Source organism: Enterobacter nematophilus, from assembly GCF_026344075.1.
Taxonomy (GTDB): domain Bacteria; phylum Pseudomonadota; class Gammaproteobacteria; order Enterobacterales; family Enterobacteriaceae; genus Enterobacter; species Enterobacter nematophilus.
On the sequence record NZ_JAPKNE010000005.1, the window covers coordinates 60,519 to 74,938 of the forward strand.

The 14,420-nt window shown below is 58.1% G+C and carries 13 protein-coding genes and 1 other annotated feature; of the genes, 9 read left to right on the forward strand and 4 right to left on the reverse strand.

Translation table 11 applies throughout. From position 1 onward, the window contains the following. The first annotated feature begins 243 nt into the window (after positions 1-243). Positions 244-315: a sequence feature (ROSE (Repression Of Heat Shock gene Expression) occurs in the 5'-region of heat shock genes and acts as an RNA thermometer to modulate expression.), on the forward strand. The 3 genes from ibpA to OSH03_RS14740 all read left to right on the forward strand — a co-directional run bounded on the left by ibpA (position 309) and on the right by OSH03_RS14740 (position 3,544). After that, on the forward strand, positions 309-719 hold the full coding sequence (gene ibpA, locus OSH03_RS14730; protein ID WP_008500162.1) for a small heat shock chaperone IbpA: 411 nt from the start codon (positions 309-311) through the stop codon (positions 717-719). (Overlaps the previous feature by 7 nt.) A gap of 136 nt (positions 720-855) precedes the next feature. Then, positions 856-1,284 carry a small heat shock chaperone IbpB gene (gene ibpB, locus OSH03_RS14735; RefSeq protein WP_061096708.1) on the forward strand — a complete coding sequence of 143 codons (429 nt, stop codon included), beginning with the start codon at positions 856-858 and terminating at the stop codon, positions 1,282-1,284. 598 nt (positions 1,285-1,882) lie between these two features. Further along, positions 1,883-3,544, forward strand: coding sequence for a putative transporter (locus tag OSH03_RS14740; protein WP_266179433.1), 1,662 nt, complete (start codon positions 1,883-1,885; stop codon positions 3,542-3,544). Here OSH03_RS14740 and OSH03_RS14745 read toward each other — a convergent pair. Then, positions 3,512-4,258, reverse strand: a complete 747-nt coding sequence (locus tag OSH03_RS14745) for a GntR family transcriptional regulator (RefSeq protein WP_059311580.1) — start codon at positions 4,256-4,258, stop codon at positions 3,512-3,514. The genes OSH03_RS14740 and OSH03_RS14745 overlap by 33 nt on opposite strands. Positions 4,259-4,479: 221 nt before the next feature. Between OSH03_RS14745 and OSH03_RS14750 the strand changes: the two genes are divergently transcribed. From OSH03_RS14750 to OSH03_RS14765, 4 genes are all read left to right on the forward strand, one after another. Beyond that, a complete protein-coding gene (locus tag OSH03_RS14750; protein ID WP_266179434.1) occupies positions 4,480-6,102 on the forward strand; it encodes an alpha-glucoside-specific PTS transporter subunit IIBC in 1,623 nt (540 codons plus the stop codon). Continuing rightward, entirely contained in the window at positions 6,099-7,421 is a 1,323-nt protein-coding gene (locus OSH03_RS14755) for a 6-phospho-alpha-glucosidase (RefSeq protein WP_045260840.1), read from the forward strand. The genes OSH03_RS14750 and OSH03_RS14755 overlap by 4 nt, the downstream gene beginning before the upstream one ends. Positions 7,422-7,513: 92 nt before the next feature. Continuing rightward, positions 7,514-7,861: a YidH family protein gene (locus tag OSH03_RS14760; protein WP_014068263.1), complete on the forward strand. Its 348-nt coding sequence runs from the start codon at positions 7,514-7,516 to the stop codon at positions 7,859-7,861. After that, positions 7,851-8,198, forward strand: a complete 348-nt coding sequence (locus tag OSH03_RS14765; protein ID WP_151412290.1) for a DUF202 domain-containing protein — start codon at positions 7,851-7,853, stop codon at positions 8,196-8,198. The genes OSH03_RS14760 and OSH03_RS14765 overlap by 11 nt, the downstream gene beginning before the upstream one ends. Before the next feature lie 17 nt (positions 8,199-8,215). On the opposite strand, the gene dsdA is transcribed toward OSH03_RS14765, so the two are convergent. Both dsdA and dsdX read right to left on the reverse strand, forming a co-directional pair. Beyond that, a complete protein-coding gene (gene dsdA / locus OSH03_RS14770) occupies positions 8,216-9,502 on the reverse strand; it encodes a D-serine ammonia-lyase (protein WP_266179435.1) in 1,287 nt (428 codons plus the stop codon). Positions 9,503-9,519: 17 nt separating this feature from the next. Further along, entirely contained in the window at positions 9,520-10,857 is a 1,338-nt protein-coding gene (gene dsdX / locus OSH03_RS14775; RefSeq protein WP_266179436.1) for a D-serine transporter DsdX, read from the reverse strand. A gap of 204 nt (positions 10,858-11,061) precedes the next feature. Here dsdX and dsdC point away from each other — a divergent pair, with 204 nt between their 5' ends. Then, positions 11,062-11,988, forward strand: coding sequence for a DNA-binding transcriptional regulator DsdC (gene dsdC, locus OSH03_RS14780; RefSeq protein WP_266179437.1), 927 nt, complete (start codon positions 11,062-11,064; stop codon positions 11,986-11,988). 84 nt (positions 11,989-12,072) lie between these two features. Further along, positions 12,073-13,161, forward strand: coding sequence for a glycoside hydrolase family 5 protein (locus OSH03_RS14785; protein WP_266179438.1), 1,089 nt, complete (start codon positions 12,073-12,075; stop codon positions 13,159-13,161). Here the strand turns inward: OSH03_RS14785 and emrD are convergent. Continuing rightward, a complete protein-coding gene (gene emrD, locus OSH03_RS14790) occupies positions 13,064-14,248 on the reverse strand; it encodes a multidrug efflux MFS transporter EmrD (protein WP_049137210.1) in 1,185 nt (394 codons plus the stop codon). The genes OSH03_RS14785 and emrD overlap by 98 nt on opposite strands. Positions 14,249-14,420 lie beyond the last annotated feature (172 nt).

The following is a 14,420-nucleotide window of genomic DNA, read 5'->3' on the forward strand; positions in this document are numbered from 1 at the left end:
GTCATCGTTAATGGCACTGCATAGACCTGCAACTCCGGTTATAGCGAGCCTTATCCGAAATGAATAGCCCGATAACCCCGCACTGTGGCAGCCATCGCAATTTAACCCTTTGTGCTGTTGTCCCAGAGTCTATGCGACAACCAGCAAAGTGCAAAAAAATCTCGACTAAATAGTCTTGAAAAGCCCGGTTCCAGACCCATTTTAAGATTGTGACCCGATAACGAACACGCCTGATGGGTGTTCGGGGGCGTAAAGGCCTGTCCATGGTGGAAGGCTACAATTTCTCGCTGATTTCAGGAGTTTTATTTATGCGTAACTTCGATCTTTCTCCGCTATACCGTTCTGCAATTGGTTTTGACCGCCTGTTTAACCATTTAGAAAATAACCAAAGCCAGAGCAACGGCTACCCTCCATACAATGTTGAGCTGGTTGACGAAAACCACTACCGCATCGCCATTGCCGTCGCCGGTTTTGCAGAAAACGAGCTGGAAATCACCGCGCAGGACAACCTGCTGGTGGTGAAAGGTTCCCATACGGCCGAGCAGAAAGAACGTACCTACCTTTACCAGGGCATCGCCGAGCGCAACTTTGAACGCAAGTTCCAGTTAGCCGAGAACATTCACGTTAAAGGCGCGAACCTGGTTAACGGCCTGCTGTTTATCGAACTGGAACGCGTGATTCCGGAAGAGAAAAAACCGCGCCGTATCGAAATTAACTAATTATGCGGGTCGCGCGAGCGGCCCACCCAGACTTGCTTGCCGTAACGGGAGCATATGCGAATCCATAAGGATTTGCAGGAACAACTGCGCACAAAATTAAACTGTGCCGAACTCGCTTCTCAGAAGGAGATTTAGTATGCGTAACTATGATTTATCCCCCCTGCTGCGTCAGTGGATTGGTTTTGACAAGCTGGCTAACGCCCTGCAAAGCACCACCGAGCAACAGACGTTTCCGCCGTACAACATCGAAAAAAGCGACGATAACCACTATCGCATCACCCTCGCGCTGGCCGGGTTCCGCCAGGAAGATCTGGATATCCAGCTTGAAGGCACGCGCCTGACCGTGAAGGGTACGCCGGAAAAACAAGAGACCGAAACCCGGTGGCTGCATCAGGGGCTGGTGAATCAGCCGTTTAGCCTGAGCTTTACCCTGGCAGACCATATGGAAGTGTCCGGTGCGACGTTTACCAATGGGTTGTTGAATATCGACCTGATCCGTAACGTGCCGGAAGCCATCGCGCCGCAGCGTATCGCTATTAGCGAGCGGCCGGCGCTGAATAGCTGATAGTGTGCGGGCTGGTGCCCTCACCATGGCCCTCTCCCACAGGGCTGAGGGTTCCCCACAAAATAATGCCAGCACGGACGACCCCCTCTCCCTTGAGGGAGAGGGCTGGGGTGAGGGGGAACATACGGCTCTGGTGGTCATTCCGTTCACTTCACGTTCCTTGCTACTCTGTGAGGACATGACCGGTGAACGTGCCAGGGCGGCTCAATCGCCACCGCCCTGGCGACCCCGGCTCCCGGCGGTAAATCGCCGCTTCGCGGTGCCCTCAGCTTATTCCTTCAGGCTATCGGGTCGGGCATGAGCCTGCATCCCTGCAGGCCACGCCCTCTCGGCGCATCCGTGCGCCTCGCCCCGGCCTTATGGAAACGCTTCGGCGATTTACAGCCGGACCAGGGCGTCGCTGAAAGCTTTAACTCGTTCTGAAACAACGTTATTGCTTCTGCTTATAAATTACTGGGGATTCCTCAGCCCACGGGGAGAGGATGAAAAGATAACGCCCTGCTCCGGCAGGGCTTTTTTGTGCGCCATCGCCCATACATCCGCATCCGGCTCTGAGAAAATCCTTGTTATAACTAAGGTTATGCCAAGGATGTAGATCATGAGTGATATCGCGTTAACCGTAAGCGTGTTGGCCCTGGTCGCGGTTGTGGGGCTATGGATTGGCAACATCAAAATCCGCGGCGTCGGGTTTGGTATTGGCGGGGTGCTGTTTGGCGGCATCTTTGTCGGGCATTTTGCTGACAAGCTCGGGCTGGTTCTCAGCGCCGATATGCTCCATTTTATTCAGGAGTTCGGCCTGATCCTCTTCGTCTATACCATCGGGATTCAGGTAGGTCCGGGCTTTTTCGCTTCCCTGCGCGTCTCCGGGCTACGGCTCAATCTGTTTGCCCTCGGCATTGTGGTGATGGGCGGGTTGGTCACCGCGGTTCTGCACAAAATCTTTGCTATCCCGCTGCCCGTGGTGCTGGGCATCTTCTCTGGGGCGGTCACCAACACGCCGGCGCTCGGTGCCGGGCAGCAAATCCTTCGCGATTTGGGCATTGAACCCGGCATTGTCGACCAGATGGGGATGAGCTACGCCATGGCCTATCCGTTTGGGATCTGCGGCATTCTCCTCTCTATGTGGCTGGTACGCGTGCTGTTTCGCGTTAACGTCGAGACAGAGGCAAAAGATCACGAAACCACGCTCACCAACGGCCACATGCCGATCAAAACCATCAACATTCGCGTCGATAACCCCAACCTGAACAATATGGCGATTCAGGACGTGCCGATCCTGAACAGCGCCAATATTATCTGCTCCCGTCTTAAGCGCGACGACGTGCTGATGGTGCCCGCGCCCGGCACGATGATCCAGCAGGGTGACCTGCTGCACCTGGTCGGCCAGCCGGGAGATTTAAACAACGCGCGGCTGGTGATTGGTCAGGAAGTGGATACCTCGCTCTCAACCCGCGGCACCGACATGCGCGTGGAGCGCGTTGTGGTGACTAACGAGCACGTTTTGGGCAAGAAAATACGCGATCTGCAGGTAAAAGAGCGCTACGACGTGGTAATTTCCCGCCTCAACCGTGCGGGCGTCGAACTGGTCGCCAGCCCGGAGGCCAGCCTGCAGTTCGGGGATATCCTCAACCTGGTCGGGCGCCCGTCGTCCATCGACGCCGTGGCGGATATGGTGGGTAACGCCCAGCAAAAACTGCAGCAGGTGCAGATGCTGCCGGTGTTTATCGGCATCGGGCTTGGCGTGCTGCTCGGCTCAATTCCACTCTACATACCGGGCTTCCCGGTGGCGCTCAAGCTCGGCCTGGCGGGCGGGCCGCTGATTATGGCGCTGATCCTCGGACGTATCGGCTGTATCGGGAAGCTCTACTGGTTTATGCCGCCGAGCGCTAACCTGGCGCTGCGCGAGCTGGGCATCGTGCTGTTCCTGGCGGTTGTCGGACTGAAATCCGGCGGGGATTTTGTCGATACCCTGGTCAAGGGTGAAGGGATGAGTTGGGTCGGCTACGGCATCTTTATCACGGCGATCCCGCTGCTGACGGTGGCAATTCTGGCACGGATGTTCGCCAAAATGAACTACCTGACGCTGTGCGGCATGCTGGCGGGCTCCATGACCGACCCGCCAGCGCTCGCTTTTGCCAACAACCTGCACGCCACCAGCGGCGCGGCCGCGCTCTCCTATGCCACCGTCTACCCGCTGGTGATGTTCCTGCGCATCATCACCCCGCAGCTACTGGCGGTGCTGTTCTGGGGGATAGGCTAGCAGGTCGTCCGGGTGGATGCGCCGCAGATGGTAGTCCACCTGGTAATCGCTGGTATTTCGGAACATTACGGAATAATTGAGAAATTCGCCGCTGTCGCTGTAGGAGAGAGAGGTAATGCGCAGCAGCGGCGTCTGTTCCGGCAGGTTCATATAACCGGCCAGCTGTTTATCTGCCAGCACCGGCGTCAGGCTCTCGTAGTTGCCGCTGATGGTGATCCCGCACTCCTTCTCGATGTAATCAAACTTAGACCCCTCAAGATGCGCCAGCGACAGGTTGCGGAACAGCTTCACCGGCATAAAGCTGTCCTCCAGCATCAGCGGCTTTCCGTCCACGTAGCGCACCCGCCGTGAAAAGTAGATCCGCTCATCCACCTGGATCCGCAGCTGGCTGGCGATGGCGGGCGGGGCGGGCATCACTTCGAACTGCAGCACCTTGCTCTGCACCTCTTTTCCCTGCTGACGCAGCACCTCCACCAGCCCGGTCAGGTTAGTGGTCTCGTGGTGAACGTCTTTGCGCGAGACAAACGTTCCGCTGCCGTGTCGGCGCTCAACCAGCCCCCAGCTCACCAGCAGATCCAGCGCCTTGCGGATGGTCATGCGCGCCACGCCAAACTCCTGCGCCAGCGCTTTTTCGCCGGGTAGCGGGCTGCCGATGTTGTAGTCCGACGAATTCAGCCGCAGCCGCAACCTGTCGGCAATCGATTTGTAGATCACCAGTAGACCTCTCTGCCCTTATCAGGGCGTGGATTGTGTCCTGACATGTCCATATTTACCGCAAGAAGTAGACCTGACTGGTCAAAATAAAACCATGAATGCGATCACGAATCGCAGCGGCACGCCATGTTCGCGCATCAGTAAGTTCTTATGCTCACCTCAGGCCAGCACAAAACCATAAAGGCCTCTACCCCTACATGTTGTTACGTGAGGATTTAAAAATGCTCAGTCAAATACAACGTTTTGGCGGCGCCATGTTTACCCCGGTATTGCTGTTTCCGTTTGCCGGGATCGTGGTGGGAATCGCCATCATGCTTCGCAACCCGCTGTTTGTCGGCGAAGCCTTAACCGCCCCCGATCATCTTTTCGCGCAAATCGTTCACATCATTGAGGAGGGCGGTTGGGCGGTGTTTCGTAATATGCCGCTGATTTTTGCCGTCGGCTTACCGATTGGCCTGGCGAAGCAGGCGCAGGGCCGCGCCTGTCTGGCCGTGCTGATTAGCTTCCTGACCTGGAACTACTTCATTAACGCGATGGGGATGACCTGGGGCCACTTCTTTGGCGTCGACTTCTCCGCCGAACCGACAGCGGGAAGCGGGCTGGCGATGATTGCCGGGATCAAAACGCTCGATACCAGCATCATCGGGGCCATTGTGATTTCAGGTATCGTCACCGCCATCCACAACCGCTATTTCGACAAGCCGCTGCCGGTCTTTCTGGGGATTTTCCAGGGCAGCTCGTTTGTCGTTATCCTCGCGTTCTTCGTCATGATCCCCTGCGCCTGGCTGACGCTGCTGGGCTGGCCGAAAGTGCAGATGGGCATTGAGTCCCTGCAGGCTTTCCTGCGCTCTGCCGGCGCGCTGGGCGTGTGGGTGTATACCTTCCTGGAACGCATTCTGATCCCAACCGGATTGCACCACTTTGTCTACGGTCCGTTCATCTTCGGCCCGGCGGCGGTGGAGGGCGGTATTCAGGTGTACTGGGCGCAGCATCTGCAGGAATTCAGCCAGAGCACCCTGCCGCTGAAAACCCTCTTCCCGGAAGGCGGGTTCGCGCTGCACGGCAACTCAAAAGTGTTTGGCTCGGTCGGGATTGCCTTGGCTATCTGGTACACCGCGTCGCCAGAAAACCGCGTCAAAGTGGCGGGCCTGCTGGTTCCGGCCACGCTCACCGCCGTGCTGGTGGGTATTACCGAACCGCTTGAGTTCACCTTCCTGTTTATCTCGCCGCTGCTGTTTGCCGTGCACGCCGTGCTGGCGGCCACCATGGCGACGGTGATGTACGCCTTCGGCGTGGTCGGGAATATGGGCGGCGGCCTGCTGGACCAGTTCCTGCCGCAAAACTGGATCCCGATGTTCCATAACCACGCCTCGACGGTATTCACCCAGATCGGCATTGGCGTCTGCTTCACCGGCATCTACTTCGTGGTCTTCAGGACGCTGATTGAGCGGCTGAACCTGAAAACGCCGGGCCGGGAAGAGAGCGAAATCAAACTCTACAGCAAGGCCGACTATAAGGCGGCGCGCGGGCAAACCACCGCCCCGGCGGCGGCCAGCCAGCAGGTTGGGCAAGCCGCCGGATTCCTGCAGGCGCTCGGCGGCGCAGCAAATATCGAAAGCATCAACAACTGCGCCACCCGCTTGCGTATCGCGCTGGTGGATATGGCGAAAACCCAAAGCGACGATGTCTTTAAAGCCCTCGGCGCCCACGGCGTGGTGCGACGCGGCAACGGCATTCAGGTGATTGTTGGCCTGCACGTTCCTCAGGTACGCGACCAGCTGGAATCGCTGATGAAAACTCCTTTAACGAATGAACAAACCACCCTGACAGAGGCTATATCATGAAAAAATTCTCAGTTGTCATTGCAGGCGGCGGCAGCACCTTTACGCCTGGTATCGTCCTGATGCTGTTAGCCAACCGTGACCGCTTCCCGCTGCGCGCGCTGAAGTTCTATGACAACGACGGCGCACGTCAGGAGACCATCGCCGAAGCGTGCAGAATCATCCTTAAGGAGCAGGCCCCGGAGATTGAGTTCAGCTACACCACCGATCCTAAAGCGGCGTTTACCGATGTGGATTTCGTAATGGCGCATATCCGCGTGGGCAAATACCCGATGCGCGAGAAAGATGAAAAAATCCCGCTGCGCCACGGCGTGCTGGGCCAGGAAACCTGCGGACCGGGCGGCATCTCTTACGGCATGCGCTCTATCGGCGGCGTGCTGGAACTGGTGGATTACATGGAGCAGTACTCCCCGAACGCGTGGATGCTGAACTACTCCAACCCGGCGGCGATTGTAGCGGAAGCCACGCGCCGCCTGCGTCCGAACGCTAAAATCCTCAACATCTGCGATATGCCGATCGGCATTGAAGGGCGCATGGCGCAGATTGTCGGGCTCAAGGACCGCAAAGAGATGCGCGTGCGCTACTACGGCCTGAACCACTTCGGCTGGTGGACGTCGATTGAAGATCTGAACGGCAACGATCTGATGCCAAAACTGCGCGAATACGTGGCGAAAAACGGCTATGTCCCGCCTTCAGAAGACGCGCATACCGAAGCGAGCTGGAACGATACCTTTGCCAAAGCAAAAGACGTGCAGGCGCTGGATCCGGACACCATGCCGAACACCTACCTGAAGTATTACCTGTTCCCGGACTACGTGGTCGCGCATTCCAACCCGGAACGCACCCGCGCCAATGAAGTGATGGATCACCGTGAGAAGCATGTGTTCAGTTCCTGTCGGGCGATTATCGAAGCCGGCAACTCCGCCGCCGGTGAGCTGGAAATCGACGAACATGCGTCGTACATCGTCGATCTGGCGACCGCGATTGCCTTCAACACCCAGGAACGGATGCTGCTGATTGTGCCAAACAACGGTGCCATCCATAACTTTGATGCCGATGCGATGGTGGAGATCCCGTGCCTGGTGGGCCATAACGGGCCGGAGCCGCTTACGGTAGGCGATATTCCACACTTCCAGAAAGGGCTGATGAGCCAGCAGGTGGCTGTGGAAAAACTGGTGGTGGACGCCTGGGAGCAGCGCTCGTACCAGAAGCTCTGGCAGGCCATTACCCTGTCGAAAACCGTACCGAGCGCGTCCGTCGCGAAGGCGATTCTGGATGATCTGATCGAGGCCAACAAGGAGTACTGGCCAGAGTTGCACTAATCGTCCTGACCGGCATCGCCCGATGCCGGTCTCCTTGTCCCTGTCGATTTACGCTATGCTGAAGCCTGCCCGTAGCACGACAAGGAACTTCCATGAAAATTTCCCGCCTCGGCGAAGCGCCGGACTACCGCTTCTCTCTGGCTAATGAACGCACTTTTTTAGCGTGGATCCGCACCGCGCTGGGCTTTCTTGCCGCAGGGGTCGGTCTCGATCAGCTCGCGCCTGATTTCGCCACGCCGCTGATCCGCGAAGTGCTGGCGCTGCTGCTGTGCCTGTTCGCGGGCGTGCTGGCGATTTACGGCTACCTGCGCTGGCTGCGCAATGAAAAGGCGATGCGCCTGAAGCAGGATCTCCCCTATACGCGCGGGTTACTTATCATCAGCGCGATTCTGCTGACGGTGGCGGGCGTAGTGATGGTGCTGGTGTTCTATGGCGGATAGCCGCAAAGCGCGACGCGAAGCGGACCCCGGCCTGCAGCCGGAGCGGACGTCGCTGGCCTGGCTGCGCACGCTGCTGGGGTATGGCGCGCTGATTGCCCTGGCGATTAAGCACAACTGGCACCGAACCGGGGTGCCATTCTGGATCTCTATTATTGTGCTGGCGCTGGTGGCCATCATTTTATGGCGCTATACCCGCAGCCGTAACCTGATGGACGTGGCGCAGGACGACTTTGTGCAGCCGAAAGCGGTGCGGGATAAGTTCCTGATCGCACTCGCTGTTCTCTCGCTGTCGCTGCTGTTTGCGGTAACCCATATTCAGCAAATTTTGAGCCTGTAAGCCGGGTGGCGGCTTAATTACTTCCCTTTAGCCAGATACTTCGCCATCTCGTCTTCCGGCACCATGCCGCCGCCGGTTGCCCACACAAGGTGGGTAACGCTGGCATCCGAATGACCGCGCACCGGCCCGGCCATCCCCGCCAGCGCCGACGGCTCCAGGCGGATCCCTTCCTCCTGCGCCAGCCAGCCGAGCATGTCATACATGCTCTGGTCGGAAAGCGTATAGAACCCGTCGAGCAGACGCTCCATCGCGCGACCCACGAAGCCGGACGCGCGTCCTACCGCCAGACCGTCCGCCGCCGTCACGTTATCAATGCCCAGATCCTGCACCGCAATCTCATCGTGCAGGCCGGTGTGAACGCCCAGCAGCATGCACGGCGAGTGCGTTGGCTCCGCAAAGAAGCAGTGAACGTTGTCGCCAAAGGCCAGCTTCAGGCCAAACGCCACCCCGCCGGGTCCGCCGCCGACGCCGCACGGCAGGTAGACGTACAGCGGATGATCCGCATCCACCACGCGGCCCTGTTCGGCAAACTGCGCCTTCAGCCGCTCGCCAGCAACGGCGTAGCCCAGGAACAGGGTGCGGGAATTCTCGTCGTCAATAAAGAAGCAGTTCGGATCGCTTTCCGCCGCTTTGCGCCCCTGCTCCACCGCCACGCCGTAATCCTGCTCGTATTCCACGACGATGACGCCGTGGCTGCGCAGTTTGGCTTTCTTCCACTCGCGGGCGTCGGCGGACATATGGACCGTCACCTTAAAGCCGATGCGTGCGCTCATAATGCCGATGGACATCCCGAGGTTGCCGGTTGAGCCTACCGCAATGCTGTACTGGCTGAAGAAGTCCTTAAAGCGCGGCTCCAGCAGAATGCTGTAGTCGTCTTCGGTGGTCAGCAATCCGGCTTCCAGCGCCAGCTTCTCCGCGTGGGCCAGCACTTCATAGATGCCGCCGCGCGCTTTAATCGAGCCGGAAATCGGCAGATGGCTGTCTTTTTTCAGCAGCAGCGTGCCGGGAATGGATTTGCCAGATTCTTTCTCCAGCCGCGCCTGCATTGCCGGAATGGCGACCAGTTCAGATTCAATAATCCCGCCCGTTGCCGCCGTTTCCGGGAAGGCTTTCGCCAGATACGGCGCGAAGCGGTTGAGGCGCGCGTGGGCATCGTCCACGTCGGCTTTGGTCAGCCCGACATAGGGCAACCCCTCAGCCAGCGTGGTGGTGCGCGGGTTAAGCCAGGTGGTTTCTTTCAGGGCAATCAGATCCTCAACCAGAGGAAACTGTGCGGTTAAAGTGGTGATAGTTGCGTTTTCCATAATACGTCTCTTCGCGCTCAGATAATGAAAGAAAGCAGGAATGTGCCGCCAAGTGCAAGCACCGAGGCGATAAACGTCGCCGTCGTATAGTATTTGAAGGTCTCATTTAGGGTCGCGCCGCAGTATTGCTTCACCAGCCAGAACAGAGAATCGGTCACGATCGTGCAGCCAATGGCGCCGGAACCGATGGCAATGGTGATGATCTCCGGGCTCACGTTCGGATAGAGCGGCAGCATCGGCGCGACTATCGCTGTCGCACCCATCATCGCCACCGTTGCGGAGCCGACGGCGGCATGCAGCACCAGCGCCACCAGCCAGGCGAGCAGGATAGGGTGCATGTGCAGGTTCGAGAGAATATGCGCCAGCGAGTCCGCCAGCCCGCTTGTTTTCAGGATGGCGTTAAACGCGCCGCCCGCGCCGATAATCAGCAAAATGTTGGCGATAGAGCCGAAGCCGTGCTCGGTGTGCGTCAGCATCGTGCCCATGCCCATATGCTGGCGGATCCCCAGCAGGTAGTAGGCGACAAACACGGCGATAAACATGGCGGTGATCGGGTTGCCGATAAACTCCAGCAGCGTATACAGCATGCCTTCTTTCGACATATTCAGCTCGGCGATGGTTTTTACCAGCATCAGGGCAATCGGCAGGAGCACCGTGAACAGCGTGGCGCCCAGCGACGGCAGGGTGTGTTCTTCTCGCACCTTCAGGTCTGAAAATTCCGCCGGAACCGGTTTAAACGGCAGGCGATTGCCGAGCAGCTTCAGGAACAGCGGGCCACCGACCAGAGACGCCATCAGGCCCACCATCAAACCATAGACAATGACCGTACCGACGTCCGCGCCTAATTTATTCGTCACAAACAGCGCGGCCGGATGCGGCGGCACCACACAGTGCACCGCCATCAGCGCGGTACAGAGCGGAATGGCCAGCTTGAGCAGCGACGTGTTGGTCTTTTTGGCGATGGAAAACGCCAGCGGGATCAGCAGTACCACGCCCACTTCCACGAACAGCGTAATGCCGCAGATAAGGCCTACCAGAACCATAATCACGTCCGCCGACAGCCAGCGGCAGCGCTGCAGTGCGATCCCAATGCGCTCGGCCGCGCCGGAGACTTCCATCATTTTGCCGAGAATGGTGCCAAGACCAATCACCGCCGCCAGGAAGCCCAGCGTGCCGCCAATTCCGCTCTCGATGGCGTTCACCATATCCAGCGGGCTCATACCCATCATTGCACCAACGAAAAAGCTCGCCAGCAGCAGCGCGAGGAACGGGTGAAACTTCAGCTTAACGATGGTTAAAACAATCAACACAATGCTGACCAGCAGCGTTATCACAACCCAGACCGGCGATCCCATATTTCACCTCACCCTTATGTCATCTGGGGGTATTGGACGAAAAAACGGCGTGAGCTGACAAACGATAAAAATTGGCGTTCAGATGAGCCAGATTGGATCAACTGAGTGACTGCGCTCTAAAAAGTGCACTTAATCCGTATTAGGTTCACATAAATTCACTCTTGAGCGGTATGCTGAGCGCAGAAACCACGCGTGAGAATTGTGATGACCGATGCGAATGAAGCCAGAAACCGGCTTTTAAATGGCTGGCAGCTGTCGAAAATGTACACCTTTGAAGTGGCCGCCCGGCATGAGTCCTTCGCACTGGCGGCGGAGGAGCTGTCGCTCAGCCCCAGCGCGGTGAGCCACCGCATCAACCTGCTCGAAGAGGAACTGGGTATTCAGCTGTTTGTTCGCTCGCACCGTAAAGTCGAGCTGACGCAGGAAGGAAAGCGCGTTTACTGGACGCTAAAATCGTCCCTCGATACCCTGAATCAGGAGATCCTGGACATCAAAAACCAGGCGCTCTCCGGCACGCTGACGGTTTACTCCCGCCCGTCGATCGCCCAGTGCTGGCTGGTGCCTATGCTGGGGGACTTTACCCGCCGCTACCCGTCGATTTCACTTACCATTCTGACCGGCAATGATTACGTCAATATGCAGCGAACGGGGGTCGATCTGGCGCTCTATTTCGACGATACGCCGCCAAAGCACCTCTCTCATCACTTCCTGATGGACGAAGAAATTTTGCCCGTCTGCTCCCCGCAATATGCCCGCGAGCATGAACTGCTGAAAAACTCCCATAACCTCAGCCACTGCACGTTACTGCACGACCGTCAGGCCTGGAGCAACGATTCCGGTACGGATGAGTGGCTGAGCTGGGCGCAGCATTTTGCGGTGAATATGACGCCATCGTCGGGTATCGGTTTCGATCGTTCCGATTTAGCGATTATTGCAGCCATCAACCACGTGGGCGTTGCGATGGGCAGAAAGCGGCTGGTGCAGAAACGGCTCGAACGGGGCGAGCTGATCGCCCCGTTTGGGGAAAAGACCCTGAAGTGCCATCAGCACTATTACATTTCAACGCTTCCTGGCCGCCAGTGGCCGAAAATAGACGCCTTTATCGGCTGGCTGAGAGAACTGGCGGGTTGAAGAATTATTACGCTTTGACGCTACACCAAATGCGAAAAAGCGTGCTAAATACAGGTAATGCTTTTGATTTATCCAGGGTAAACCGTGCTAAAGCCTTTTATTGCTACCGCGTTACTGATCTCTTCCGGCTGGGCGATTGCCGCCGAGCCGCCGCTGACGGCTGCTCATTATGCGCAGCAGCTGGGCGTCGGGATGGATGTGGACTGGGCGCGCACCGAGCGCGGCATTCGCGAGTTCGACCCGCTGGTGGTACGCGATTTTCGCGCAAAAGGCATTACCCACGTGCGCATTCGCGTGGCCGGTGAGCCGACGGAAGCGCGGCTGATCCACCTGCGCAAGCTGGTGGAAGCCTGTGAGCAGTATGGCGTGATCCCGATAATCGCTTATCAAGCTGATGAATATAAAAACGACCCGAAGGCCGATAACGAGAAAGAGACAATCAACTGGTGGATTGCTGTGGCGCACTATTTCGGCCAGAGCTACCCGCTGCTGGGTTTTGATCTCATTTATGAGCCCGCCGACAAGCTTAATCACAACCTCGCGTCGCTAAACCGCGTATATGAAAAAACCATTAAAGCGATCCACGATATCGATCCGCAGCGCATGATTTTCATCGCGCCGCGCCTGCGCGCCGCGCCGGAGGATTTATCCAGCCTGAAGCTGCCCGCGCACAGTCAAAACTACCTGCTGGCGGAGTGGCATATTTTCCCGTGGGGGCCGCTGAAAAATAGCGGTAAATACCCTTGGACGTCCGGCACGGCGGCGGAGAAGGCGGCTATCCGTAACCGCATCAATACCGCGCTGCGCTGGCAGCAAAAAACCGGGCACGTCAGCTGGGTCGGGGGCTGGGGCGTAGGGGAGTCAAGCCGTCTTACGCCCACCGCCTCGCAAATGGCCTTCGCCACCTTTATGGCCTGCGAGCTGCAAAAGGCGAAAATTCCGTATGCGCTGAACGCGGATTTCCAGTTTTACGACGGGGAAGAGGGAGCCTGGCGGCCAGCGCCGGAGCCGCTATTGCAGGCGATGATTGCGCCCGTCTGTGAAAAGCCCGGCCAGAAGCCGGGCCATCATGCGGTTAAACAGGCTGCTCGTGATGCGGAACGCGCGACGCCAGCGGCAGCCAGCACAGTAAAATCAGCAGCCCCATCAGCGTCATCAGCAGGCCCAAACTAGCCTGCCCGGTCTGCGGCATCATGGCCGAGAGCCAGGCCAGCGCGCCGGAACCGATGTTCTGCAAACCGCCCACCAGCGCGCCCGCCGTGCCTGCGAGGAACGGGAACGGCTCCATCGCGCCGCTGGTGGCGAGCGGGAACAGCATTCCCGCGCCGAAGAAGAACAGCGCCGCCGGGATGAGCAGCGTCCAGACGGTCATCACGCCAAACAGCCCCGGGATCCACATCATCAGACCCGCCAGCAGGCAGCTAATCACGGCCTGCCACATCAGGGTTGAAAAGCGCTTGTTCTGACGCCCGGCAAACCACGCGCCGAAAAACGCCGCCGGGATCGGCAGAATAAACAGAATGCTCACCACCATGCTGCTCAGGCCAAGACCCGCGCCCAGCAGCACGCCGGAACAGGCTTCGAACACCGCAATGCCCGCCAGGCCGCCGATCAGCATCAGCAGGTAGCAGGTAAACGCGCCGTTGCCGAACAGAGTCTTATAGCTTGTAAGAAGCTTCGTGCGCGGCGCGTCTTTTGGGCGGGTTTCCGGCATCCAGCGCGCCATGCTGAAGGTGACAATCACGCAGAGCACCAGCAGGAAGGCGTAGCAGGCGCGCCAGGACCACATCGTATCCAGCAGGCCGCCAATCAGCGGAGCGAGAAGCGGGCTGACCAGAATGCCCATATTTAACAGGCTGTTGGCGTGGCGGAGCTGGGTGCCCTGATACATATCGCGCGGTAAAGTTCGCGCCATTACCCCGCCGACGCCCGTCCCAACGCCCTGCAGGGCGCTGGCGGCAATCAGTACGGTCAGGCTATGAGTGGTAATGGCAATCACCGTCGCCACCATGAAAATGCTCATGCCTACCAGGATCACCGGGCGACGCCCGACGCGGTCAGACAGCGGGCCGTAGAAGAGCTGCGAAACGCCGTAGGTCAGCAGGTACGCTGCCATCACGCTTTGCACCGCGCCCTCGCGGACGTTCAGTTCCTTTGCCATGTCGGCGATCGCCGGAATGTAGATGGTTTGCGCCATCTGACCGACGGCCACCAGTAACACCAGCATCAACAATAAGTTAACGTTCCTTTGTTTTTTCATGTCGCTGAATACTTTTGCCAAAAGAGAAAAATGAAGAATAACTGACTACGCATTCCCATAAATGCGCGAGGAATCTACCACAGACAGATGACAATTTAAGCATTGTCGCGGTGAATGAAAAAACCGGGAAAGGCAGGATTTGTAAACAAGAACGGCAACTAATGTTGCCAGT

Bases quoted from the DNA above. Each gene is read 5' to 3' on its own strand.
- OSH03_RS14765 (WP_151412290.1), top strand. From the start codon at position 7,851: ATGGCGGATAGCCGCAAAGCGCGACGCGAAGCGGACCCCGGCCTGCAG.
- OSH03_RS14740 (WP_266179433.1), top strand. From the start codon at position 1,883: ATGAGTGATATCGCGTTAACCGTAAGCGTGTTGGCCCTGGTCGCGGTT.
- dsdA (WP_266179435.1), bottom strand. From the start codon at position 9,502: ATGGAAAACGCAACTATCACCACTTTAACCGCACAGTTTCCTCTGGTT.
- OSH03_RS14760 (WP_014068263.1), top strand. From the start codon at position 7,514: ATGAAAATTTCCCGCCTCGGCGAAGCGCCGGACTACCGCTTCTCTCTG.
- OSH03_RS14750 (WP_266179434.1), top strand. From the start codon at position 4,480: ATGCTCAGTCAAATACAACGTTTTGGCGGCGCCATGTTTACCCCGGTA.
- emrD (WP_049137210.1), bottom strand. From the start codon at position 14,248: ATGAAAAAACAAAGGAACGTTAACTTATTGTTGATGCTGGTGTTACTG.
- dsdC (WP_266179437.1), top strand. From the start codon at position 11,062: ATGACCGATGCGAATGAAGCCAGAAACCGGCTTTTAAATGGCTGGCAG.
- ibpA (WP_008500162.1), top strand. From the start codon at position 309: ATGCGTAACTTCGATCTTTCTCCGCTATACCGTTCTGCAATTGGTTTT.
- ibpB (WP_061096708.1), top strand. From the start codon at position 856: ATGCGTAACTATGATTTATCCCCCCTGCTGCGTCAGTGGATTGGTTTT.
- OSH03_RS14755 (WP_045260840.1), top strand. From the start codon at position 6,099: ATGAAAAAATTCTCAGTTGTCATTGCAGGCGGCGGCAGCACCTTTACG.
- dsdX (WP_266179436.1), bottom strand. From the start codon at position 10,857: ATGGGATCGCCGGTCTGGGTTGTGATAACGCTGCTGGTCAGCATTGTG.